Genomic DNA, 25194 nt, shown 5'->3' with positions numbered 1-25194 from the left:
TTCTTCGTCCGACAGCGTCAACTCGGCCTTCGGCCGCCCCGTCCGTGCCATGGAGCAAGCCTACACATCTGAATGGAATTCTTGACTCAGAAGACTAGGTGCCCGGGACCGGGTGGGACATCCCCGGGGCGACCAGCCCCGACTCGTAGGCCATGACGACCAGTTGCGTCCGGTCGCGGGCACCGAGCTTGGTGAGAAGCCGGGTTATATGGGTCTTGACGGTCTGCTGGGCCACCACCAGCCTCGCCGCGATCTCCGCGTTCGACAGGCCCTGTGCGACCAGCAGCAGAACCTCCGTCTCCCGGGGCGTGAGGCCGTTCAGCCGCACGTGCGTGTCCCGGCGCGGGACGGGGCGGCGCCGGGCCACGTCCTCGATGAGGCGTCGGGTGATGGACGGGGCGAGCAGCGCCTCACCGGCGGCGATCACCCGTACTGCCTGCACGAGTTCGGCGACCGGGGCGTTCTTGAGGAGGAAGCCGCTGGCCCCGGCGTGCAGGGCCTCGTAGACGTAGTCGTCGATGTCGAAAGTGGTCAGCATGAGTACCTTGGGCCGGTGTACCACACCGGGCGGCGGATCGAGCAGCTGCCGTGCCGCCTCCAGTCCGTCCAGCTCCGGCATCCGTACGTCCATCAGCACCACGTCGGGATGTGTGCTGCGGCTGACCTCGATACCGAGCCGGCCGTTGGGCGCCTCTCCCACGACGTCGATGTCGCTCTGCGCCGACAGCAACGCCGCGAACCCCGAACGCACCATGTCCTGGTCGTCCACGACGACCACCCGGATAGTCATGCTCATCTCTCCTGTCCCAGTCACCTGACGGCCCCGTGCGGCCCGGCCCCGGCGCCGCTCGGGCGTGGCTGCAGCAACATCGCCGTCCTCCTGCGGCCGGGCCACCGGGCCACACTCTCCCCGATCGGCGGGGACCGCCGCCTCGGTCGAACGGCCATGATCGACCGGCCCGGACGGGCGGGGCCTCGGCCGAACGGCGGATGAAGAGCGTCGCGGTTCCGGCACGGCCGCCGCGGTTCCGTCGGCGCGAGCAGCACGACCGGCGCGTGTGACGGGGAACGCGAGGCGGGACGTCAGGCAGGAGACGCTCCCCGCCGACCGGCATGCGGTCCTCCCGGCCCGGGACGAACACGGCTCGGATTCCACAGTCGGTGGACCGGGTCATGACCGACCCGAACCGCAGAGGACCCCGTTCCTCCGAGGGGCCGCTCACCGGGGTCGCGCGGGTCCTGCTCAGCCGCCCGCACCGGCCGCTGGTGGCTCTCACGGCACCGGCGGCCACGCTCCCGGTCTCCGCGGCATGTGGCCCAGCGCACCGAGACGGTCACGGCGACACCGACTCCGCCGGCAGGATCGCCGTGACCTCCCAGCCCTTGCGGTCGGAACGGGGTCCCGTACGCAACTCGCCGCCGAGCGCCGTGACCCGTTCGGTCAGCCCGACCAGGCCGAAGCCGCCGCCGCGCGCGGCGGGCGGCAACCGGGTGCCGCCACGGCCGTCGTCACGCACCGTCACCTCCAGCGCACGGCCGTCGTAGGCCAGGCCGACCGTCACCTCGGTGGCATCGGCGGCGTGCCGCCGCACGTTGGTCAGGGCCTCCTGGGCGACCCGGTAGGCGGCGGCCTGCACCTCATGGGGCAGTTCGTCCGGCACCGAGGGATCGCGGCGCAGCGCGGCTTTCGGGCCGACGGGCCCGCCGAAGCCGTCCACCAGTTCGGGTAGTGCGGCCAGATCACCCGTCGGGTTGCGGTCGGTGTCCCCGGCCACCGGGACCTCGCGCATCAGGCCGACGGTACGGCGCATGGAGACCAGGGCCTCGGTGGCGGAGCGTTCGACGTCCTTCAGGATCCGGCCCAGACGCTCGGGGTCCGACATGGCCAAGTGCTGGGCCACCTGCGACTGCACCAGGATCCCGGTGACATGGTGGGCCACGAAGTCGTGCAGGTCGGCCGCCATGGCAAGGCGCTCGGCCCGCTGGGTCTCGGTGACCACTGCACGGCGGCGGTGGTCCAGCGCACGCAGGTACCCGCCGAGCCCGGCGACCACACCGGCCAGCGCCAGCATCCCGAAGGGGTTGACCGACGAGTCGCCGGGGGCCTGCCTGTAGGGCAGCGCCAGAATCGCCGCACCGTCCAGAACGCCGCACACCGCCGCCCACCGCACGGGGCAGTCACGCACCGCGATCAGCAGCAGACACACCAGGATCGCGAGTTCGCCGGGTCCGGACAGCGCCTCCCGGCCGGACAGGAACACGGCCGCCGTCACGGCGCCGGAGAGGACCGCGGGCACGGCGGTGCGCACCGCCACGGTGAACCATGCCGGCCGCCGGGCGGCGGGCCAGAGGAGCGCCGCCAGACCGATCGGCAGCACCACCAGCTGAGGCCACCGCGAACCGCCGTCGACGCCGGCGAACAGCAGGTCCGAACCTGCCGCCAGCAGGAGAAAGACGATGCCGAACGCCCTCAGAAGGCCCAGCCGAGGGCCATCCGGTCCGGGAGGCGCACCGAAGGCACGCACGATGCTCAGGAGATCCACGGCGCGACCCTAACCTCCCGCCGGCCCAGCGGGATCGGCCGAAAGGCCACTTGTAGCGACGCGGCGGGCCACGCACACCGGCCGAACGGCCGAGACTTCGCGCGAGCAGGGGCTTCTCCCGATTGTTCAGTGCCCGACTGGGGCTACTGACCAATTCCCCGCGGGCGAAGACTCGGTCACGGCCGACGGCACTCCCCCCGCCGACGGTTGAGGCGGCCCCGGCTCACGCGCCCCCCTTGCATGGGCCCGGGGCCGTCCGTGTGCCCGCGCAGACGGGCCTCTTCCGGAACCATCCACCGCCCTATGGGGAAGCGAGACAGCACATTGCGGAACAGGCACAGCCGAGTCGGAGACTGACGGCGCGGAGTGCCGCGTACGGGATACCGGTCCTGGCGGTGGTTGCCGGGCTCACCGTCACCGCCGTCGCCCCGGCGGCAGCGGGCCCGTCGGCAGAACTGGCGGCCGGAGCGGCGAGCGGGTCGGCACGGAGCGCCGCGGCCGGATGGCGGTTGAGGCCGCCACGACCGCCCGGTCACAGCCCTCTACCCACCTGTGGTCCGCCTCACCTCCTCGTCGTGGGGGCGCGGGACAGGCTTCGGCACACCCGTCGTACCGCCCGGCAGTTGCAGAAACGCCAGACGTGCGGTGGCTGCTCAGGGAACGCCACCAGCGGTGGCGCAAGTGTGCCGACCCGGCGGGGTTCGCCGTCAACCAGCGGACCGACACGGTCTACACCTCACCCGCCACCCTCAGTGGCTTCCGATCGTCCAGTGGGCCCAGACCCGTTCCGCAGCTTTTCCGCTTGCCCAAGGGAGATGGTCCGGGCCAACTCGCCCGGCAGGAGCTCTCTTCCCCAGGCCGTGCTGCCTGATGTCACATGCGCGGAGCACGGCCCCAGGCCCGGAGGTGGGAGGACCTCGGGCCGCGGGCGGGGGCACGGTGACGGGGGGGGCACCGGACCGGGTCAGAGGCTTGGGCGTCCGCGGATGGTCAGCAGTCCCCGCCGGGCCACTGAAGCGTGCGTGGGCCGCCACTCACAGCACACGATGCGGGGGACGTCCCCTCGCGCGATGCGTTGGGCGTCCGGCAGCTCGGCCGGAGAGAGAGTGGTCACATCTGGGCTGGCGGCGGGCCAAAGGGATTGTGGGAGACCGGCCGAAAACATAGCTTGACCCGGCGAAATCGCAGCCCCTTGCCCTTCGCATGGCGCCCGCAGCGGGACGTCGCAGTCCAGCGACAGCTCGCGCGCCACACGCCCGCACTCATGCCCCGGCACCTCACGGACCCAGGTTCACGTATGCCTCGACGCACCCTCGCCCCCGTACTCCTCCTGCTCGGCTCGCTCGCCATGACGGCTGCCTGCTCCACCGGCTCGTCACCGGCGGACTCCGCGCCCTCCCCGGACGGCCGGTCCCGGGCCGGAGGGAACGACACCGGCAGCACCCAGGTCGACCTGAGCAAGCTCAAGGGCGTCAGCATCGTCAGCGACAGCAGCACCGACCGCTCCTGCCCCTGGGCCACGAGCTACCCGGACGTCCCCGGCGCCGACACGATGACGGCCGCGATGAAGAAGGACGTGGAGGGACGCCTCGCGGTCTTCCTCGGCGAGGACACCGGCGGCCAGGCCACGGGCTGCGGCGGCATGGACGGCGTGGAGGGACCCGAGCTGAACGTCAGCTTCTCGTTCCTCGTGGCCTCCGGCGACGTGCTGGGCGTCCGGCTGGCGACGGTCGACCGAACGTCGAACGCGGACGGCCTGGGCACCAAGGCGTACTGGTACGACGGCGCCGCCAAGAAGCACCGGACGTCCCCGGGCCTCATCGCGGACGGTTCCCAGGACGCCTTCGTCGCGGCCGTGAAGAAGCGCCTGGAGAAGCGGGAGGGGGTCACCCCCGACACCGTCGAGACGGCGCTCGGCGACCAGGAGGGCCGCGACACCTACCTGGACGACATGGCCTTCACCCCCGACGGCGATCTGAAGGTGGACTTCGACCGGGGCACGGTGGGCGTCCCCCCGGCCGGCCGCATCTCCGTCACCCTCCCCAGCGCGACCGTCACCCCATGGCTGTCCGACTTCGGCAGCCGCGCCCAGCGCCAGACCACCGACCCGGACGCCAAGCTCGACCTGGGGGCCGCCCACACCTCCGCCCCGACCGTCGCCGCGCAGCCGCACCCGGGCGAGGACACCACGGACTGCTCCACGGCCAAGTGCATCGCCCTGACCTTCGACGACGGCCCCGCCGCCCCCGAGACGGCAACGCTGCTCAAGTACCTCGCCCAGTACAAGGCGCGCGCCACCTTCTTCTGCGTCGGCCAGAACGTCGCCACCCACCCGGACATCGTCCGCGCCGAGATGAAGTCCGGCCACGAGATCGCCAACCACTCCTGGAACCACCCGGTCCTCACCAACCTCACCCCCGCCCAGGTCCGCTCCCAGCTGGAGCGCACCAACGCGGCGATCAAGGCAGCCACGGGCAGGGAACCCACACTCTTCCGCCCGCCGTACGGCGCGATCGACGGCAAAGTCCGGGCAGCCACCAGCCTGTCCCCCGCCCTGTGGGACGTGGACACCCTGGACTGGAAGTTCCACGACCCCGCCAAGGTGGCCCAGACCGTCATCTCCCAGGCCGAACCCAACGACGTCGTCCTCGTCCACGACATCCACCCCACGTCGGTCGCCGCCATCCCCGAGGTCCTGCGCACCCTCACCGCCCGCGGCTACCACTTCGTCACCGTCAGCCACCTTCGCGCCACCATGTGACCGCAATGGGGGGAGGGGCGGCCCGGGCCTGGTGGACCCGCTGGTCGGCGGTCCACAGGACAGCGGCTGAGCACAGCGCGGGCAGGGATCTCCTCGAGAGCCGGCCGGGAGGTGTCGAAGCCGAGGCCGGCGGGCCCTCACCGCCCGGTCCGAAGTCCGGCCCGTTGCCGAGCATGACGCGGGCCTTGCCGGGGAGCGGCGTCGCTGCATACGGCCCGAGCCCCGGCCCGCGCCGTCCGTCCAGGCAAGGCCGGTCGCTGCCGCCAGTTGCAGACGGGCGGTGTCCGACAGCAACCAGGCGCCTGCCGCGGTCGAAGAGGCGGATCCCCTCCTCGAGCCAGGCGTCACCGTGCCGCCATGGCGCGTGTGTTGCTGCAGCGGCCCTTCGTCTCAGGCGACGGGGTGTGCGGTGCGTCGTGACGGCACCGGAAATGGCGAGCCGATCCTCGGCGCGGAATTTTTCACCCCGACGAACCGGCCTGCTGAACAAAATCCCGCCCTCCAGTCTTGGTCTCGCCCCGCCGGATTTCCCCATTCCCCGGCACGAACCACGCCGGGTTCCCGGCAGACCGAGCAACTGGAGGCGCAGCACGGGTCCCACGCAGTCAAGCGCAGCAGGAAGTCCCGCGGCCGCCTCGGCAAGGCCAACACGTACAACCACGCAAAGATCGGCCAACCTCCCGCCGGCCGGCAGCCTCGTCCACAACATCAACAAGTCCCGGACCTCAGCGGTCCCCGCGCTCTGACGCACGGGCGCGCCCCCGAGCAGCCCCCGCCAGGACACGCCCTCTGTCCCCGCGGGGGTCGGCGGCGATCGACACAAGTGGGTCCCGGGGCGAACCGGTTCGCACCCCGCGGCACAGGAATCACAAAGGGCACGTCAGAACGGTTGACGCCCCCATACTCAGACCCTACATTCTGATCGATTTTCCGAACTTCGTTCGAAATCCCGGTCATTCCGGACCCTCTCCGCACGTCACATCGGAGCACAAGATGAGCGCAAACCCCCATCTGTCCCGTCGGGCCCTCCTGGGCATGTCCGCCGCCGTCCCCCTCGCCCTGACCCTCGGCACGGGCACCGCCCACGCGGCCGACTCGGCGTACGCGATGGTCTACTTCACCGAGGCGAACAACCTCGGCAGCGGCACCGACTACAACCTGCACCTGGCCGTCAGCCCCGACGGGCTCGAGTGGACGCCGCTCAACCAGAACAACGCCGTCGCCTCCCCCACCGAGGGCGCACTCGGCCTGCGCGACCCGTTCGTCCTGCGCAAGCAGGACGGCACGTTCGTCGTCCTCGCCACCGACCTCAAGGGCACCAACTGGAGCTACAACAGCCAGTACATCCACGTCTGGGACTCCGCCGACCTCCGCACCTTCACCGGCTACCGGCGCATGAAGCTGCACGACATGGCAACCCACAGCTGGGCACCCGAGGCGTTCTGGGACGCCGGCCGCGGTCAGTACGCGGTCATCTACTCCTCGGTGAACTCCAGCGGCCACAACGTGATCATGGTCAACTACACCAGCGACTTCGTCACCGCCTCCGCCCCGCAGGTGTTCTTCGACCCCGGATACGAAGTCATCGACGGCGACATGGCTCTGGGCGTGGGCGGCTACAACTACCTCTTCTTCAAGAAGGTCGACAAGCTGGTGGCAGCCAGATCCACCACCCTGACCCCGGGCAGCTTCACCGAGTTCAGCACCAACGAAGGCGCCTCACACAACGGCAACACCGAGGCCCCGACCATCGTCAAGTCCCTGGCGTCCAACACCTGGTACCTGTGGGGCGACAACTACCGGCCCAACGGCGTCTTCTACGCCTGGCAGTCCACCGACCTCGCCTCGGCCACCTGGACCCCCCTCGACCAGAAGACCTACACCCAGCCGCTCAACTCCAAGCACTGCGGCATCACGACGATCACCACGACCGAGTACAACAACCTGCTCGCCAAGTGGGGCACCCCGACCTGGAACCGGCTCAAGTCGTACAACTTCCCGGCCCGTTACATCCGCCACGCCAGCTTCGTGGGCCAGATCGACGAGTACCCGATCGCGCCGTACACGGACTCGCAGTGGACCCTGGTCCCCGGGCTCGCCGACAGCTCCGGGGTCTCCTTCCGGTCGGTCAACTACCCGACCCGTTACCTCCGGCACATCAACTACGGGCTCCAACTGGACGTGAACGACAGCACCTCGCAGTTCGCCGCCGACGCGACCTTCTACCGCGAAGCGGGCCTGGCGGACTCGAGCTGGGCGTCGTTCCGGTCGTACAACTACCCGACCCGCTACATCCGCCACTCGAACTACATGCTGCGCATCGACCCGATCTCCACGACCACGGGCCGGCAGGACGCGACCTTCCGGGTCGGGTACTGACCTTGGCAGGCACCCCTGTCTCGTAGTACACCTCCGCGCGGAACCGGGCCGGACGCATCACCCTGCGCCTCCTCGCCCTCGGCCTGGCCGGCCTGACATCCCTGGCCGGCCACGAGCCGTCCGCACTACTGTCCGCCGAGCCGACCATCGCCAACACCAGCCAGATCGGGGCCACCCCGCCGCCGGTGGGCTGGGCACCGGCATCCATACCGATGCCGGCCAGGAGGGCTGCGGCTACTACTACCCCGACGCCATCGGCCTTCTCGATGTCGGGCCGACGGAGACATTACGCAACAAGACCGTCGCGTACGCCTCCCGCCGATCGGGGAGCCGACGGGCGGACAGGACTGCGGCGGACACCCGCACGGGAACGGCGCAGAAGCCATCGCCGGCGCCCTCGATCCCTGTGGCCGGCCCTCTCTTCGGGGCTACCGCTCCGTCCAGGGCTCTGGGGACAGATCGAGTGGTACGGGTTCGTCGCGGTCGCAGTGCAACGTGCCGTCGACGACCCGTGCGGCGGCGACCTGGAGTGAGGAGCGGCGAGTGGCGTAGGTGTCGTCCTCCGCGGTGTCCCCCACTCGGCCCGGGTGGGTGAAGTAGAAGACGTAGGCCGTCTCGCCCTGGACGACCACGTCGGCGTGCAGGCCGATGGTGCCGTCGTCGGGGCGGCTGCCCGGCTTGTCGAGGATGAGTCCCTGGTGTTCCCAGGTGGTCAGGTCGTCCGAGCGCAACACGCCCTGGCCGTGCCATTCGTCGACGAGCATCCAGTAGTGGCCGCCGAGTTCGAAGACGTTGGGTCCTTCGTGCGGGCGGTGGCCGACGGCCAGGCCGGTGGGCCGCCAGTGGTAGAGGTCGGGGCTGTCGGCGGTGTAGGTGAGCGAGCCGCGGCGGCCGTCCTTGAACCACATGCGCCAGCCGCCGCCCGGCAGCGGGAACACACAGGCGTCGATGACCCCGTCGGAGCCGAGGTCCAGGGCGCCGTGGTGCGTCCAGGTCAGCAGGTCGGGGCTGGTGTAGTGGCGGATCCGGGCGTCGCCGTTCCAGTCGTCGCGTATGCCGCGGATGTAGCTGACGTACATGTGGTAGCGCCCGTCGTGCCAGATGATCTCCGGCGCCCAGAAGGTGTTCCGCCCCCACTCGGTCTCCAGGCCCCTGAGGGTGCCCCGGTAGGTCCAGGTGCGGCCGCCGTCCGCCGACGCGGCCACGCCCAGGTCGGTGCCGTACACCCAGGAGACGCCGGGGCCGGGGGCGGTGGTGCGGCGGTTGGTGTAGACGAGCCACCATTCGCCGGCCTGGCGGTTCCAGACGGCGACCGGGTCGGCGGCTCCGTCGTGGATCGGGTCGCGGAAGAGCGGGGCACGGGCCACGCGGTTCACGGAGGTCTCCCTTGTCGTGGTGCCAAGAAGCGACGCGCGAACTGTCCTCAGCCGCCCGTCGACTCCCGGATCACCAGCGAGAAGTCGCCGACGAAGTCCTGGTGCCGGGTCGGGGGCTCGGTGTGTTCGACGCGTTTGATCAGGAGGTCGACCGCGCGCTCGGCCATGCCGTCGTGGTCGGGGTCGATCGTGGAGAGCGAGGGGATGAAGTACTCGCTCTCCGTGACGTTGTCGAAGCCGATCACCTTGACCTGGCCGGGCGCCCGTATCCCGGTGTCGGCCAGGCCTCGCAGCACGCCCATGGCCAGGGAGTCGGTCACGCAGAACACGCCGTCGAAGTCGAGGCCGCCCTCCGCCATCTCCCGGGCACGTTCGGCGCCTTCGCGCATGCCGAGCCTGTCCACCTGCTGGATCAGGGCGGGGTCCGTCGGCAGGCCCGCCTCCTCAAGGGCCTGCCGGTAGCCGGTGAGGCGGAGGCTGGAGGTGTCGACCTCCTCCACCGCCCCGCACAGGAACGCGATACGCCGACAGCCCCGCTCGATCAGGTGGCGGGTGGCCTCACGCGAGGCTTCGAGGTGGGGCATGACGACGTGGTCGACGGGCGCGCCGAAGATCCGGTCGCCGAGGATGACGACCGGGTGGTCCACCCGAAGCCGTTCGGCATCGGCCTGTCGCATGCCCGCGGCGGTCAGGATGAGTCCGTCGTACATGAGGTTGCGCGACAGGGACAGGGCGTCCAGTTCGTTGTCCCGGGAGGCGGTCTGCTCGATGCTCACGCGCAGGCCCCGCCGCTCGGCGGCGGCGATGATGGTGGCGGCCAGCCGGCCGTAGTAGGGGCTGTTCACCTCGGGGACGGCGAGGCCGATGGTTCCGGTGCTGCCCTTGGCCAGATTGCGGGCGGCGACGTTGACCCGGTAGTCGAGCCGGGCCATGGCCTCGAGGACCTTCGCACGCGTCGAGCCGCGCACGTTCGGGTGATCGTTGATGACGTTCGAGACGGTCATCGGTGAGACCCCGGCCGCCTTCGCCACATCCTTGATCGTTACCACGTTCGCCCCTGGTCTGCGGTCTCGGCACCCTCCCGCATGGTATGCCGTGCGTCCGTGCGCAGAACGGTGAAGGAGTACGGCGGAACACCGCAGACGGGCCCGGTCAGCCGGTCGTGCACGGGTGTGGCCGGGGCCGGGCCGAAGCGGCTGGTGACGTCCGGGGGAACGGCGAGGGTGGTGCGCGCGCATCCGGTGTCCCCGGCCATACCCGTCGGCCGCAGGCGGACCGTGACAGGTTCGGGGGTGGTGTTGACGATCTTGATGATCACCTCGTCTGCGGCGCTGTCGCGTACGGCCGAGACGGCGAACACTTCCGGGACCGGCCGGACGTCCTCCACGTCGTGAAGCAGCTCGCCGTCGCGGAAGCAGCGCACGCGCAGGCCGTCCACCTCCACCCGCAGGTCGTACCAACGGCCGCTCTCCACACCTTCGAGCACACGCTCGCCGAGGTCGTCCGCCACGCCGTCGTCCACCCGCTGGAGCCAGGTCGCCCGGTTGTCCCAGCCGCCGAGCCGCCACTGGTACCGGCGCTCGGACGTCGTCCCGGTGAAACACAGGACGAACCCCTCGGCGCCGTCCGTCTTCCGAGCCCGCACCGAGAAGGCGTACGACGATCCGCGCACCGCGTCCGAGAACAACGGGCCGGTACCCGATCCGGCCACGGTTTCGCCGTTCAGCTCCCAAGTAACGTCCTGAGTACCCCAGTTGTGGAGGTCCCGGACCGGCGCGAGCTCTTGGCCCAAGGGGCCGCAGTGGACGTCGGTGAACTCAGCACGGGTGTCGGAACCGGTACCGATGCGGATGTCGTGCCGGTCTCTGGCCCGTACGGGCGGCGCCTCGGGCGCTCCGGTCACCGTGACGGGCAGCGCAGTGTCGCCCGAGTTCACCGAATGCATCTGCTGGACGTGGTAGTTGAGGGTCGTCCAGACACTCGTGTTGTCGAAGTAGATCAGGTCGGGCAGCCACTGGGTGCGGTCGCGTTTGGCGAGGAGCGGGGCATAGGAGGCCATCCGGACGACGTCGCCGTTGCGTTCCATGGCGATCATGTAGAGGGCCTCGGCGAGCGCGCCGCGGCCGTCGTTGCGCCAGCTGCCGTACTCGCCGATGTACAGGTGCGGGCCCTGGCGGTCCATGGTGTCGAAGCGGCGGCTGTTCTCCAGCAGCCAGCGCGGCGACTTGTACGCGTGCTCGTCGACGATGGGAACGTCTCGCTCCCGGGCGAACGCCCAGCCCTTCTCCCAGTCCTCCCCGAAGGTGGCAGGGCCGAGGGTGCCGATGACCGTGATCTCGGGGTGGTGCTCGCGCAGGGCGTCGTGGATGCGGGAGAAGCGGTCACGGAAGGTGTCGGTGATGGTGTCCTCGTTGCCGACGCCGAGGTATTCGAGGCCGAAGGGTTCGGGGTGTCCGGCGGCGGCGCGCAGGGCGCCCCAGGGCGAGTCGGCGGGGCCGTTGGCCCACTCCACCAGGGCCAGTACCTCGGCGATGTAGGCGTCCATCTCCTCGTCGGGGATGCCGGCCTGTCCGGTCACGTCGCTGTTCTGGCAGCAGACCCCGGCCGGGACGACGGGCAGGGGCTTGGCGCCGATGTCCTCGCAGAACTGGAAGTACTCGTGGTAGCCGAGGCCCATCGACTGGTGGTAGTGCCAGATGTTGAACTGCTGCCTGCGCTCGTGGAGCGGGCCGATGGTCTCGGACCAGCGGTACAGGTTGGCAAGGCCCTGCCCGTGGGCGAGGCAACCACCGGGAAAGCGCAGGAACTTCGGCTTCAGGTCGGCGATGGCCTGCGCCAGGTCGGCGCGCAGGCCGCCCGGGCGGCCCTTGAACGTGGCTTGCGGGAAGAGCGAGACCAGGTCCAGGTGAACGGTGCCGGGACCGGTCGCCGTGAGGGTGAAACGGGCATCCGGGTCGGTGACTTCAGAGGTGATCACCGCCGTGCGACGTCTCCAGGAGCCGTCCAGCGGGCCCAACTCCGCCTGTCCGTGGACACGTTCGCCGTCCCGGCTCTCGATCCGCGCGATCAGCCGGTCGGCGGTGCCCCCGGCCAGGCGGGCGAAGACGCTCACGTCGTACGTCTCCCCCGCCCGGACCGGGATGCCGTCGAACCCCTCGTTGCGCAGCCCCGCCCCGGCGGTGGTGGTGCTGGTCAGCACCGCGTGGTGCGGGTTGACCGGGTGCAGCGGATCGTCGGTGGAGGCCGTGAGCGATCCGGCGGCGCCGTCCCGCTCCAGCAGCTCCCAGGCGGTGAGGGAGTGCCATTCGGGACGGTCGGCCGGGCCGTACTCGAAGGACCGGTTCTGCACCAGCTCGGCGTACAGCCCGCCGTCGGCCGCGTAGTTGAGGTCCTCGAAGAACGCGCCGAACAGGTCGGGTGAGATGGCGGTGCCCGGGGCACGGGTGTCCACCTCGATGACCGTCTCGACAGGGGGGTTGGCGTCGGGCACGGAGATTCTCCTGCGTGGGTGTGGCCTTGCGTGATCGGTGTGACCGGGCGGCCCCGCGGGGGAGCGCGGGGCCGCCCGGGACTACTTGGCGTACATCAACTGGCCGAAGCCGAGCTGGTCGTAGCCGCCGCTGGTGGTGCCGTAGTCGCCGCCGCCTCCCTCGATGCCGACGAGGTCGCTGGACATGGCCGCGATGTACTTGTCGTCCAGGCCCTTGATCCGGTTGTAGTGGTAGTGGAGCATCGCCCACACCGGGCGGATGCCTCCGCGGCCGGACGAGGAGATGGCGGTCTGCTCGTTGTAGGTGCAGTTGGTGCCGCTGCCCCAGCTGTAGGTGGTGTAGGGCACGTCCAGGCCGATGTTGTACTTGGCGACGTACTGGGCCGCCTTGAAGAACCTGTTGTTGTCGTAGCCGTAGAGGTCGACGCCCTGGTTGTAGGCCATCTCGCAGATCGCGCCCATCTGGCCCATCCCCATCAGGGTGTGTCCCTGGTCGCGGCCGGACTCCTGCCACTGGCCGAGCGCGTAGCCGTCGTCGTCGGTGTAGAGGTACGGGACCGCGTGGGCGATGGAGCCGTTTCCCGCGCCGCTCTGGAAGTAGGCGACGGCCTCGTCGAACTTGCCGGCGTCCTCGCAGAGGATGGCGATGGCCAGGATCGACGCGATGTTGCACAGATCCCAGTTGGCCCAGTAGTGGGTGATGCAGGTGAAGTTGTGGTCTCTGAGGAAACCGTGGTTGATCGGGTAGAACACGTCCAGCATCATCTGCTGGAAGGCTTCGAGGTCGAAGGCGCTGTAGTCGCGCAGCAGTTCGCCGACGTTGGCGAACTGCCAGCCGTAGATGCCGGCGGCCAGGATCGCGTCGGTGCTGCCCGTGATCGTGGTCAGGGTGCTCGACCAGGCGTTGCAGATGGCGGCGGCGCAGTCGGCGTGGGCCGTGTCGCCGCTGATCAGCCAGCGCAGGGTGTTCTGGTAGGCGGCGGCGATGTCGTTGTAGAGGATCGAGTAGTTCTGGTAGCTCCCGCCGCGGTAGACGGTCTCCTGGGGGTTGGCCGTCCAGGTGGAGGCCGAGTGTGCGTTGGCGGTCAGCCGCTGCCAGCCCGAGTACCACGGCTCGATGCGCGAAGCCACCCTGAGCTTGGCGCGGTTGATGTCACCGGGGTGGTGTATCCCGCCGGGGTGGTTCCAGACGGTCGGTGCGGTGGCAAGGGCCTTGTTGCGGACACCGTTCCCCTTGCCGGCGGCGTCGGCGGACGGTAGGGAGGCGGCGCCGAGCGCGCCGGCGAGCCCGAGTCCGCCGGCGGCGCGCAGGATGCCTCGTCGGCTCAGCAGCTCGGTGTGGAGGCGTTGGGGTGTGCCTCGGTCGAGTGGGGGGAGATGGTTGCGGCTCATGGGGTGTGCGACTCCAATCGAACGGGGCCCGACCGCTCGGGTCGGGGGTGGTGCCGACTTGGTCGAACTGCGTGGTGTCGAGGCTCGGGAGGTGCGTGCACAGAGCGCAGGACCCACGTGGGAGCGGCGTTGCCGAAGCCGGGGAGGTCTCCCGCGGCGTGGGGGGGGGGGCCGGACAACGCCCTCTTTTCTACGGGCGGCGTATGCGGTGAAGGCGGTCCCGGTGCGCTTCAGCCGCGGTGGCCGAGGCCCCGCCGCCGAGGCGGATGCCCGGACGGCGGGGCGCGGTCGGACCTATGACGCGGCGGCGGCCTGGGCCTCGGCGGTCGTGAGGAACTTCAGGCTCTGCACGTGCTCGTTGGCGTACCACTGCACCGTGTCGGTGGTCTTGTACCAGCGCGGCTTGCGCATCGAGTCGGCGATGACCACGCCGTTGACCACCAGGTTCTCGAAGGTGACGTTCTTGATGGCGTGGTCGGCGTCGTAGCCCAGGAACAGCGACGGGTTGGCGCGGGTGCCCGTGTACGTGAGGTCCTTGATGTAGACGTCCTCGATGCCGCGGCCGACCGAGGTGTTGTACGTCTTGTTGTACATGACCCGCATGTTGATCAGCTGGCCCCAGCGGAAGTCCTCGACGCGGACGCCGTCGACACGCACGTTCTTGATCAGGTTCGAGTCTCCGGCGTTGAGGGAGATGCAGCCCTGGTAGTCCATCTGGGGTTCGCGGTGGTCGAGGATGTCGACGTTCTTGATGACGAGGTTCTCGATCATCTCCGGGGTGTCACTGTTGCCGTGCGTGCCGACGTGGATCGCGTGCGCGACATCCGCCCAGATGGTGGTGTTCTGGATGGTGATGTCGCGGGTGTCGCCGTACCACTCGCCTCGGTGGGCGTAGATGGAGAAGCTGTCGTCGGAGCTGCGCACGAAGCAGCCGTCGAAGGTGATGTTCTTCGAGCAGTAGACGGGGAAGCCGTCGCCCCACTGCCCGTAGGTGAACACCCGGGTCTTCTTGATCAGGACGTTCTCGGACATTCCGTGGCCCAGGCCGTTCCCGAGCAGGATGGCGCCCTCGACGCGGATGTTCTCGCTGCGGTGGACGTGGACGCCGCCGACAGTGGTGCTCACGGGCTGCAGCACGCCGGGGCCCCTGAGGGAGGCCTTCTCGACTTCCGTGAAGTCGATCTGCCCGGTGACGACGGCGCCGCCGGCCAGGTAGACGGTCTTGCCGCTGGGGACGTTGAGGATGCCGCCGGTGACGGTGTGCAGGCCGGGGCCGAAGTAGATGACGTCCGGGTCGTCGGCGGCCGGCGGGTTCGGGTCGATGTGGTTGGTGATGACGTGCAGACAGTCGAAGACCTCGTCGTTGATCTGGACGACCACGTCCCGGGGCTCGTCCAGCGTGAACCGCAGGGTGTCACCGAGGAGTTCGGGCGTGATGCCGAGGGAGTCCGGCCGTACCCGCCCCTTGGTGGTGCCGCCCTTGAGGTAGGTGACCTCCAGCTCCACGGAGCCCTGGAAGTCGAAGTACACCATCGAGGAGCTGAGGACCCTGCCGGAGCCGGTGGTGGCGTTGATCTCCTTCGCCCGCGCCAGGTAGATGTCGAGGGTCTGCCACTCGCCGTCGGGGGCGGTGCGCACCCGCACCTTGAAGCTGGTGTTGGTCGCCACGTTGGCCGGCCGCGGGTAGGTGACCAGCTTGGGCGCGGAGTTGTCCTCGCCGGCCGCCGTGTCCTCGGCGTGGGCGGCCGCAGCGGTCATGGAGGACAGGCCGGCGGCGAGGACGGCCGCTCCGGCGCTCTGGAGGGTTCTGCGTCGGGTGAGGTTCGTGCTCATGTGCTGCGGCTCCTTGTCAGGGTGGTGCGGGGTGGGAACAGATCGCTGGAGGCCGGGGTCACGTTGCACGGCCGGCCCGGCCACCTGCGGAGAACAGTGAGGGGCAGGTCAGCCCAACGGCGCCCGGACGGTGACGAACGAGTGGGGCGGCAGCGTCAGGGCGAGCCCCCGGTCGGTCGTCTTGAGGTCGTCGAAGGGACGCGGACTGACCGTGTCCGGTGTGCCAGGAGTGTTGTGGGCCTGGAGGCGGTCGGCCGTCAGGATGCGGGCGGTCGGCTCGCCGACGGCCCGGCCACGCAGGTCGAGCGTCATCTCGGACGGTTCTTCGGCGTCGAGGTTGGACAGCGAGATGAGCACCGTCCCGTCCTTGACGCTGGCGGAAGCGGACAGGGTCTCCAACTCCGCGTCGCCGACCGTGCGTCGAGCGTCGTCGCCGCTCAGGTGCACAGTGAGCGAGGCGGCGTCCTGGTGGCCCTTGTTCATCTCGAAGACGTGGTACGTCGGGGTCAGGACCAGCGCGTCGCCGTCGGTGAGGACCATCGCCTGCAGGACGTTGACGGTCTGGGCGATGTTGGCCATGTACAGGCGTGCGGCGTGCTTGTGGAAGATGTCGAAGTGTGTGGAGGCCACGAGCGCGTCGCGCAGGCTGTTCTGCTGGAACAGGAACCCGGGGTTGGTGCCTGGTTCGACGTCCCACCAGGTGCCCCACTCGTCCAGGACCAGGCCGACGGTGCGGCCGGGGTCGTAGACGTCCATGACCGTGGAGTGGCCGGTGAGGATCCGGTCGGTCCTGCGGGCGGCGACCATCGTGCGGTAGTAGTCGTCGGTGTCGAAGGCGGTGGCGCTGCCCTTCGCCTCCCAGGGGCCGGCGATCGTGTAGTAGTGGACGGACAGGCCCTGGAAGAAGTTCTTCGGGGTGGCCTCGCAGCCGAAGCAGCTGATCTGCTGCATCAGCGTCTCGGTCCACTTGTAGTCGTCGTCGGAGGCGCCCGAGGCGATGCGGTAGAGCTTGTTGTCGCCGTGGTCGCGGCAGTACGTGGCGTACTGCCGGGCCAGGTCTGCGGAGTACTCGGCGCGCATGTTGCCGCCGCAGCCCCAGGTCTCGTTGCCGATGCCCCAGAACTTCACCCGCCACGGCTCGTCGCGGCCGTTGGCGCGGCGCAGCCTGGCCATGGGGCTGTCGCCGTCGCGGGTGAGGTACTCGACCCACTCGCTCATCTCCTGGACGGTGCCGGAGCCGACGTTGCCGCTGATGTAGGGCTCGGTGCCGAGGAGTTCGCACAGGGCCATGAACTCGTGGGTGCCGAAGTGGTTGTTCTCCTCGACGTCGCCCCAGTGGGTGTTGACCATCCGGGGGCGCTGGTCGCGGGGGCCGATGCCGTCCTTCCAGTGGTACTCGTCGGCGAAACAGCCGCCCGGCCAGCGCAGGTTGGGAATGTTCAGGGCCCGCAGCGCCTGGACGACGTCGAGCCGGATGCCTCCTTCGTTGGGTATCGGCGAGTCCTCCCCGACCCAGAAGCCGCCGTAGATGCAGCGGCCTAGGTGTTCGGCGAAGTGGCCGTAGAGATGTCGGCTGATCGTCGGGCCCTCGATGTCGAGGTTGATGACCGCGGTGGCGTTGGGCACGGACGTACTCCTGCTGGATGGGGCGGGGCGTGAGGGGACGTAGTGGCGCGGGGCGCGAGCAGGGGTGGTGCGGCATCACCCGCCCGTGGCAGCCTCGTTCGAGGCGTCACGAATATTCAACAACCGGTTTCTTGTAGCGGTACAAGAAGCTGCCACCGCGCCGCCGGAAGAGTCAAGAGGGTTGCGTCAAGCTTTGTCTCGACGGACCTGCACTACGGCCGGGCCCGTTGAATACGTGGCGTTCCAACCCCTTGACACTGCCCAGGAGCCCGCCCTAGCGTTCGCCGAAGTTTTCTGCAACCGGTTTCTACACGTGGGCGTTTCGGGGCGTGACGCCGCACGGCCGAAGTACCGGACCCGCAACGCTCGCCACCCACAGTGCGGGCGGTGTCGCCGACGCCTTGCCCGAAGGCCGTCCACCACGGCCGGGTACTCACCAGGCTGCCTTCTCTTCCTGCCACTTGTGCCTTCCTGCGCGGCAGCACCCGTCTTCCCGCACATCCCCGCATGCACACCGCACGAAAGGCTTCACAGTCATGCCCGTTGCACCCAGAGGCTCCCTCGACCGGCGCCGCTTCCTCACCGCCTCCGCCGGCGCCGCCTTCACCGCTGCCGCCCTGCCCGGCTGCGCCGCCTCCGTCGACTCCGGAAGCGGATCCGGGAGCGGCAAGACGCTCACCGTCATGACGCAGGTCGACGAGTGGGACGCGAAGGCCAAGAAGAACATCGAGAAGACGCTGGACGTGACCCTCCGGGTCATCACCTATGACGTCACCAAGCTCAACGCCCTGCTCTCCAGCAAGAACCCGCCGGACGTGGTGCGCGGCCTCGGCGCGACGGACGCGCCCTACTTCGCCGCGCGCGGACTGATGACGGACCTGGACCCGTACTTCGCCAAGAGCAAGGCGCTCCAGCCCTCCGACATCGCCGGGGCCAACGACGTGTGGCGTTTCGACGGCGAGAAGCAGGGCGCGGGCCCCCGGTACGGCCTCGCCAAGGACTACTCCCAGGACTGCATGATCTGGTACCGCGCCGACATGTTCGAGGAGGCCGGACTGGATCTGCCCAGCGAGACCGAGCCCCTGTCCATGGACGAGTGGCTGGACCTCGGCGAGCGGCTGACCAAGCGCAAGCTCGGCAAGGTGAAGGTGTACGGCATGAGCGCCACCGGCCTCGGTCCCATGCAGCAGCTCATGTGGATGACCGCGTCGGCCGGCGGGCAGCTGATCGCCGAGGACCAGGGCAGTGTGGACTTCTCCTCGCCCGAGGCGCGCAAGGCGCTCCAGTGGTACATCGACTACACGAAGGCCGACGTCGGCCCCAGCATCATCAACCCCAACCCGGACGGCTGGGACGGCCCGGCCTACCAGGCGAACCGGATGGCGATCGCCAGCGCCGGCCACTGGTTCGGCGGGGTCGCCTCCTCCGAGCCCAAGCTGGCCGAGGTCACCCGCTTCGCGCCCGCGCCGCAGCTCGGCAGCAACCGCATCAGCCCCTGCTTCGGCGGCACCGGCTTCTGGATGCCCAAGGACGCCAAGAACAAGGAGGCGGCCTGGAAGTTCTTCGAGTGGTACTTCGCCGGCTCGCCCGCCAAGGAACGGCTGGCCGGCGGCTGGGGCCTGCCCACCCTGAACTCACTGCGCCAGAAACTGCCGCAGGACACCGCGCTCCAGAAGCAGGCGTACGAGGTCCAGGAGAGGGAACTGCAGTACTTCTCGGTGCTGCCCGTCAGCCCGTACGCCCAGACCGACGCCCTGAACGGCATCCTCAACAAGGTGCTGCCGGCCGCGATCAAGTCCGACACCGCGGTCGGCGAGATCGCCGACGCGCTCAACTCGCGCATGAACGAACAGTTCAAGCGCGGCAAGGAGATGGTGGGGTGAGTACCGACCAGCTCACCGGACCGCACGCGCCCGCCCCGGCACGGACGCCCGACCCCGGGCCGGGGCGTCGCCGGGCGCGCCGGCCCCTTTCCCGGCGGGCGCGCCGGGCCGGAGCCTTCTACGTCTTCGTCGGTCCCTGGATCCTGGGCTTCCTGGGGATGACGGCCTACCCCCTCGGCTACGCGCTGTGGCTGAGTTTCACCAACTCCGACGGCCTGTCCCCGAACGCCCGCTTCGTGGGGCTGGACAACTACCGGGAGGTCTTCACCAATCCGGACACCCTCAACTCCCTCGCCCGCACCGGACTGTTCACCGCGATCACGGTTCCGCTGACCATCGTCGCGGGGCTGTTCCTCGCGGTACTGGTCAACCAGCCGATCCGGGCCCGCGGCCTGTTCCGCACCCTGCTGTACCTCCCCGCCGTGGTCCCGCCGGTCGGTGCCGCCCTCACCTTCAAGCTGATCTTCGACCGTGACTCCGGCTCGGCCAACGGCGTGCTGGACATCTTCGGCGTCAACGGCGTGTCCTGGCTGGCCGATCCGTACGCCCGCTACGTACTGATCATGCTGACGCTGTGGACCACGGGCAACGTCATGATCATCTCGCTGGCCGGCCTGCAGGACATCCCCCGGGAGCTGCATGACGCGGCGCTGGTGGACGGAGCGAGCTGGTGGCAGTCCTTCACCCGGATCACCCTGCCCCTGCTCTCCCCCGTGCTGTTCTTCCAGGTGGTCACGGGGATCATCACCGCGCTGCAGACCTTCCTGCCGCTGCTCATCGCGCTCGACCCCAGCCCGAAGGGCGTGACGGCCGTGCCCGACAGCAACTACCTGATCATGATCGAGGTCTTCTCCCAGTTCTTCGCCAACGGCCGCTACGGCTACGCCTCCGCGCTGCTCTGGGTCCTCTTCCTGTTCGTCATGTTCGTCACCTACGTCGTCTTCCGGCTCAGCAAGGGCGCGGTCTTCTACTCCGTCGAACCCGAGCAGACGAAGCCCAAGGCCCGGACGCTCGGAGGCAAGTGATGGTTCTGGCCCGACGCAAAGTCGTCTACATGCTCCTGGTCGCGGTCCTCGTCCTCATGCTCAGCCCCTTCGGCTGGCTGATGATCACCGCGTTCAAGCCGCTCTCCGAACTGCGCGCCGTCCCCATCCACTGGTGGCCGCACCACCCCACCCTGGACAACTTCTCCCAGGCCGTGACCTTCTTCGACTACCTCGGCTACGCCCGCAACTCCCTGACGATCGCGGTCATCTACTCGACCCTGATCACCCTGTCCTCGGCCTGGGCCGGGTACGGCTTCGCCCGCCTGGAGGCGCCCGGCAAGCGGATCGTCTTCGGTGTCCTGCTGGCGACGATGATGATGCCGACGATCATCACCCTCATCCCGACCTACCTGCTGTTCGCCAAGGCCGGCCTGGTGAACACGTATGTGCCCTGGGTGCTGTGGGGCCTGTGCGGCATGCCGTATCTGATCTTCCTCTTCCGGCAGTTCTTCAGCAACATGCCCAAGGAACTGGAGGAGGCCGCGATCATCGACGGCTGCGGGCAGATCCGCGTCTTCTGGCGGATCTTCCTCCCACAGTCCTGGCCCGTGATCGCCACCAGCCTGATCCTCACCTTCAGCTGGTCCTGGGGCGACTACGTGGCCCCCGCCCTGTTCCTGGACGACGACCGCACCACGCTCGCGGTCAAGATCGCCACCGGCTACGTCAACGAGCACGGCAGCGGGCTCTACACCCTCGTCGCGGCGGGCGCCGTGATCTACATCGTGCCCGTGCTGGTCCTCTTCCTCATCCTCCAGCGCGGCTTCATCTCGGGCACCGCGACGTCGGGACTCAAGTGACCAGCCCAACCTCCTCAATGGCCGGCCTTGGTGTAGAGCTCACTGACCTCCTTGTAGAGAGGGAGCGGTGCAGCATGGCGGCGTAATCGACGCCGGCGTTCCAGGACATGTTGCCCCGGCCCGGCTTCGGCCTCCTGCCGCCAGGAGAAGGCAGGAAACGGGTACTGCGCGTCGAAGCGGACGGCCCCGCCCACTCCAAGGCCCGGTTCGGTGACGAAGACCTCAATGCCGCAAACACCCTGGCGAGCCCGGAACGGGTCGCTCCCCGCACGACCGACGCAAGCAGCGTCACAGGGGCGGTGCTGTCCTCCTCGCTGCCGCCGCTGTCCTGGAACAGAATCCGACTGTGCCCGTCCGGCCACCGCCGACATGCAGATCCGAGAAGGAATCCCCAGCCATGACCGTCTTCACCGCACAGGGCAGCGTCCTCGAACGACGCACCCCGCACGAGGTCCTCCTCATCGAGCCCTGGGGGCCGCACTCGGTACGGGTCCGCGCCCGCGCCGGTCACGCCCCCGACGACACGCTCCCCGGTGCGCTCGACATCCCCGCCACAGGCCCTGCCGCCACCGTGAGCGCGCACGCGGACGGCAGCGCCCGCATCGTCAACGGCCGTCTCACCGTGGAAGCCGACAAGGACGGCTCACTGCGCTTCCTGCACACCGCCACGGGCCGCGAACTGCTCTCCGACCAGCGCCCCTGCACGGCGTGCCCGCAGTCGCGCTCATACGCACCGCTCGGCGACGGCGCCTACCGCATCGAACAGCGCTTCGAAGCGTACGACGGCGAGCGGATCCACGGCCTGGGCCAGCATCTGCACGGCTACTTCGACCAGAAGGGCCTGGTGATCGACCTGGTCCAGGGCAACACGGTGGTCACCATCCCGTTCCTGCACTCCTCCCGCGGCTACGGCCTGCTCTGGAACAACCCCGCGATGGGCAGGGTCGAGCTGGGCAGGGATGCCACCCGCTGGGTCGCCGACTCGGCACCCCAGCTCGACTACTGGATCACCGCGGGCGACACCCCGGCCCACATCATGGAGGCCTACGCCGAGGCCACCGGGCACCCGCCGCTGCTGCCCGAATGGGCAGCCGGTTTCTGGCAGTCCAAGCTGCGCTACCGCACGCAGAACGAACTCCTGGCAGTCGCCCGGGAGTACAAGGAGCGCGGACTTCCGCTGTCGGTGATGGTCTGCGACTTCTTCCACTGGACCCACATGGGCGACTGGGACTTCGATCGCACCGACTGGCCCGCCCCGGACGCCATGATCGAGGAACTGGAGTCACTCGGCGTCAAGTTGGCGGTGTCCGTCTGGCCCACCGTGGATCCCGGCAGCCGCAACCACGACACGCTGCACGACGCCGGGCTACTCGTCGGCGACAGCCACGGCGGCCTGCTGACTCACCCCTGGCCCGCCCGTGGCCACGGCGCCGACCACCAGCCGATGACCTACGTCGACACCACCCATCCGGCCGCCCGCCGCCACCTCTGGCAACAGCTGAGCGAGCACTACCACTCGCTCGGTGTCGCCGCCTTCTGGCTCGACGCCTGCGAGCCGGACATGCCCCTCGAACTGGCCGCCCGCGCGGTCTACTCGGCGGGCCCCGGCGTCCAGGTGGGCAACCTCTACGGGAAGATGGTCGCCCGTGCCGTCGCCGAAGGTCTGACCGAGGCCGGCGACGACCGCCCGCTCAGCCTCGTCCGCTCAGCCTGGGCCGGCAGCCAGCGCTACGGCGTCGCGTTGTGGTCCGGTGACATCAAGCCCACCTTCGAGTCGCTGGCCCAGCAGATCCGGGCCGGGCTGAACGTCGCGATGAGCGGCATCCCGTGGTGGCACACCGACATCGGCGGCTTCCTCGGCGGCGACCCCACCGACCCGGCGTACCAGGAGTTGCTCGTCCGGTGGTTCCAGTACGGCACCTTCAGCCCGGTCATGCGGCTGCACGGCGACCGTGAGCCGAACCACCCCACCTTCTCCGCGGACATGACCGGCGGACCGAACGAGGTCTGGTCATACGGACCACAGGCATACCCGATCCTGGCCGCGCACCTGCGGCTGCGCGAGCGGCTGCGCCCCTATCTGCTGGAGCTGTCCGAACAGGCGCACCGCACCGGGGCGCCGGTGATGCGGCCACTGTTCTTCGGCTTCCCCGACGACGCGCACGCCTGGACCGTCGACGACCAGTTCCTCCTCGGCCCTGACATCCTCGTCGCGCCGGTCGCCGAGGCCGGAGCCCGCAGCCGCACCGTCCACCTCCCGGCCGGCGCACGCTGGACCGACACCGCCACCGGCGAGCTCCACGGGGGCGGCACCACTCTCGACGTTCCCGCGCCACTGGAACGTATCCCCGTCTTCGTCCGCGAAGGCGCCGCCGTCGCGGACGCGTTCACGGAGATCACGGCCTGATGGCCTGTGCGTCCGCCCCCGCAGCATGGTGAACCGACCTGAAGAGAAGGCCGAGTCGTGCGAGCCAAAGGGCGCGGCTCCCGCCCGGAGTTCCGGGTGGGAGCCGCGCGCATGTGAGGGAGTCCCCGTTGAGCCGGTCGCCGAGGTGGCGCGGCAGCTGGGCTCGGTGCATACACGCCGCACACCTTGGCGAGTGACCGGAAGCCCGGCGACCGGACGCGGGCGGGGGCCCGGGCTCCCACCGCTCGCCGGAAGCGGCAAGAGTCCTTGCGCCCGGATCGACGCCCTAGCGGTCATGACCCCTCGACGGATCGTCGAACCGGTTCGATGAAGCTAGCACCGAGGGCACCGGCCAGCAATACCCCCGACATGGACCTCTCCGGCCGCGCACGGCAGGCCGCCCTGACGGGGGCAGGGTTTCCCGTCCATCGAATCCGGCACCTGGCCTCCTGGTGAGCGGGTGTGCACCCCGGCAGGCCAGGCACCACACCTCCGCGCACCGACGTTTCCGGGCCGTTACGAGAAATCCGGCGCGAGGCGTTGACACTCCCCCGGGTTGCTCCTACCTTCACTTCACGCGAACCGGTTCGACGATCGGCACCTGGCCGACTCCGTTCCCTGGAATCATCGAACCGGTTCGACCGATCTCGGCAAGGGAGTCCCGTGAACATCGGTGAGATTGCCAAGCGGGCCGGTGTCTCGCGGAGCACCGTGTCCTACGCCCTGAGCGGGAAGCGCCCCGTTTCCGAGGACACCCGTCAGAAGATCCAGCGGGTCATCGACGAGCTGGGCTACCAGCCCAACGCGAGTGCGCGGGCCCTGGCCAACGGCCGGACCAACACCATCGGTCTGGTCTTCCCGCCCGCCGGGAACCACTACACCGGCATGCAGCTGGACTTCATCGGCAGCGTCACCGAGGCCGCCGCGGCGTACGACTACGACGTGCTGCTCTCTCCGAGCGGTGCGGACAGCGACCGCTCGTTCCAGCGGCTGCTGGGCGAGCGGCGGGTCGACGGCGCGATCCTGATGGAGATCCGGCTGCAGGACGACCGGCTCGACCACCTCACCGCGGTGGACTTCCCCTCCGTCGCCATCGGCCGCACCGCCCACCCGGAGGGCAGCTGGTGGGTGGGTCTTGACCACACGGCACTGGCGGCGGCCTGTGTGCACCACCTCGCGGACCTGGGCCACCGCAGGATCGCCTTCGTCAACCGGCCCGAGCAGCTCCTGAGGGCCGGGTACGAGTCCGCCCACCGGGGGCTGGACGGGTTCACCAAGGCCGCGGCGGAACGCGGGCTCACCGTCCGGACGTACTGCTGCGGGGACGACGCCGCCTCGGGCCTGGCCTGTCTGGAGCGGATCCTGCACGACGATCCCGCCACCACGGCCCTGGTCACCTTGAACGAAGCCGCGCTCGGCGGCCTCTACCGAGGGCTGGCACAGGCCGGCCGCCATGTACCACGCGACTTCTCCGTCACCGGAGTCGTGGCCAGCCGGTGGGCCGAGACGGTGACCCCGCAGCTCACCGCGGCGGACGTGCCGGCGGAGCAGATGGGCCGCCTCGCCGTCGACCTGCTCGTCGAGCGGCTCGACCACCCCGACACACCGGCCCGGCATCAGCTGCTCGCGCCGCCGATCTCGTTGCGAGCGAGCACCGC

The 25194-nt window shown here is 69.5% G+C and carries 15 protein-coding genes; 7 read left to right on the top strand and 8 right to left on the bottom strand.

Annotated features, from left to right (window positions below; genetic code table 11):
• Positions 1-94: 94 nt before the first annotated feature.
• Complete coding sequence (locus ADK57_RS02510; RefSeq protein WP_053747665.1) at positions 95-790, bottom strand: response regulator; 696 nt, start codon at positions 788-790, stop codon at positions 95-97.
• 544 nt (positions 791-1334) lie between these two features.
• Positions 1335-2534, bottom strand: a complete 1200-nt coding sequence (locus ADK57_RS02505) for a sensor histidine kinase (RefSeq protein WP_420711834.1) — start codon at positions 2532-2534, stop codon at positions 1335-1337.
• Between the two features lie 1306 nt (positions 2535-3840).
• Between ADK57_RS02505 and ADK57_RS02500 the strand changes: the two genes are divergently transcribed.
• Together ADK57_RS02500 and ADK57_RS02495 are read left to right on the top strand one after the other, a co-directional pair.
• Entirely contained in the window at positions 3841-5304 is a 1464-nt protein-coding gene (locus tag ADK57_RS02500) for a polysaccharide deacetylase family protein (RefSeq protein WP_053747662.1), read from the top strand.
• Between the two features lie 993 nt (positions 5305-6297).
• Positions 6298-7683: a glycoside hydrolase family 43 protein gene (locus ADK57_RS02495; RefSeq protein WP_053747661.1), complete on the top strand. Its 1386-nt coding sequence runs from the start codon at positions 6298-6300 to the stop codon at positions 7681-7683.
• 428 nt (positions 7684-8111) lie between these two features.
• Here the strand turns inward: ADK57_RS02495 and ADK57_RS02490 are convergent, their stop codons facing one another.
• The 6 genes from ADK57_RS02490 to ADK57_RS02465 form a co-directional block, all read right to left on the bottom strand.
• Complete coding sequence (locus ADK57_RS02490; RefSeq protein WP_053747660.1) at positions 8112-9059, bottom strand: family 43 glycosylhydrolase; 948 nt, start codon at positions 9057-9059, stop codon at positions 8112-8114.
• A 47-nt stretch (positions 9060-9106) separates the two neighbouring features.
• A complete protein-coding gene (locus ADK57_RS02485; protein ID WP_078972908.1) occupies positions 9107-10108 on the bottom strand; it encodes a LacI family DNA-binding transcriptional regulator in 1002 nt (333 codons plus the stop codon).
• Entirely contained in the window at positions 10102-12549 is a 2448-nt protein-coding gene (locus ADK57_RS02480; RefSeq protein ID WP_053747658.1) for an alpha-L-arabinofuranosidase C-terminal domain-containing protein, read from the bottom strand. The genes ADK57_RS02485 and ADK57_RS02480 overlap by 7 nt, the downstream gene beginning before the upstream one ends.
• 81 nt (positions 12550-12630) lie before the next feature.
• Complete coding sequence (locus ADK57_RS02475) at positions 12631-13941, bottom strand: alginate lyase family protein (RefSeq protein ID WP_078972907.1); 1311 nt, start codon at positions 13939-13941, stop codon at positions 12631-12633.
• 294 nt (positions 13942-14235) lie between these two features.
• Complete coding sequence (locus tag ADK57_RS02470) at positions 14236-15774, bottom strand: glycosyl hydrolase family 28 protein (protein ID WP_053747657.1); 1539 nt, start codon at positions 15772-15774, stop codon at positions 14236-14238.
• A 108-nt stretch (positions 15775-15882) separates the two neighbouring features.
• On the bottom strand, positions 15883-17400 hold the full coding sequence (locus tag ADK57_RS02465) for an alpha-N-arabinofuranosidase (protein WP_053747656.1): 1518 nt from the start codon (positions 17398-17400) through the stop codon (positions 15883-15885).
• A 536-nt stretch (positions 17401-17936) separates the two neighbouring features.
• Here ADK57_RS02465 and ADK57_RS02460 point away from each other — a divergent pair.
• The 5 genes from ADK57_RS02460 to ADK57_RS02440 form a co-directional block, all read left to right on the top strand.
• Positions 17937-19283 (top strand): extracellular solute-binding protein, encoded by a 1347-nt coding sequence (locus ADK57_RS02460; RefSeq protein ID WP_053747655.1) that lies wholly within the window; start codon positions 17937-17939, stop codon positions 19281-19283.
• Positions 19280-20308 (top strand): carbohydrate ABC transporter permease, encoded by a 1029-nt coding sequence (locus ADK57_RS02455; protein ID WP_053747654.1) that lies wholly within the window; start codon positions 19280-19282, stop codon positions 20306-20308. Before ADK57_RS02460 ends, ADK57_RS02455 begins: the two co-directional genes overlap by 4 nt.
• On the top strand, positions 20308-21129 hold the full coding sequence (locus ADK57_RS02450; RefSeq protein ID WP_053747653.1) for a carbohydrate ABC transporter permease: 822 nt from the start codon (positions 20308-20310) through the stop codon (positions 21127-21129). Before ADK57_RS02455 ends, ADK57_RS02450 begins: the two co-directional genes overlap by 1 nt.
• 397 nt (positions 21130-21526) lie before the next feature.
• Positions 21527-23536 carry a TIM-barrel domain-containing protein gene (locus tag ADK57_RS02445; protein ID WP_053747652.1) on the top strand — a complete coding sequence of 670 codons (2010 nt, stop codon included), beginning with the start codon at positions 21527-21529 and terminating at the stop codon, positions 23534-23536.
• Positions 23537-24199: 663 nt separating this feature from the next.
• Positions 24200-25194: LacI family DNA-binding transcriptional regulator (locus tag ADK57_RS02440; RefSeq protein ID WP_053747651.1), on the top strand; the 995-nt coding region annotated here is incomplete at its 3' end.

Origin of the sequence: Streptomyces sp. MMG1533, from assembly GCF_001279775.1 — a bacterium.
Lineage (GTDB): Bacteria > Actinomycetota > Actinomycetes > Streptomycetales > Streptomycetaceae > Streptomyces.
The sequence above is the reverse complement of the archived record's forward strand: the minus strand, read 5'-3'. Positions and strand labels throughout refer to the sequence as shown.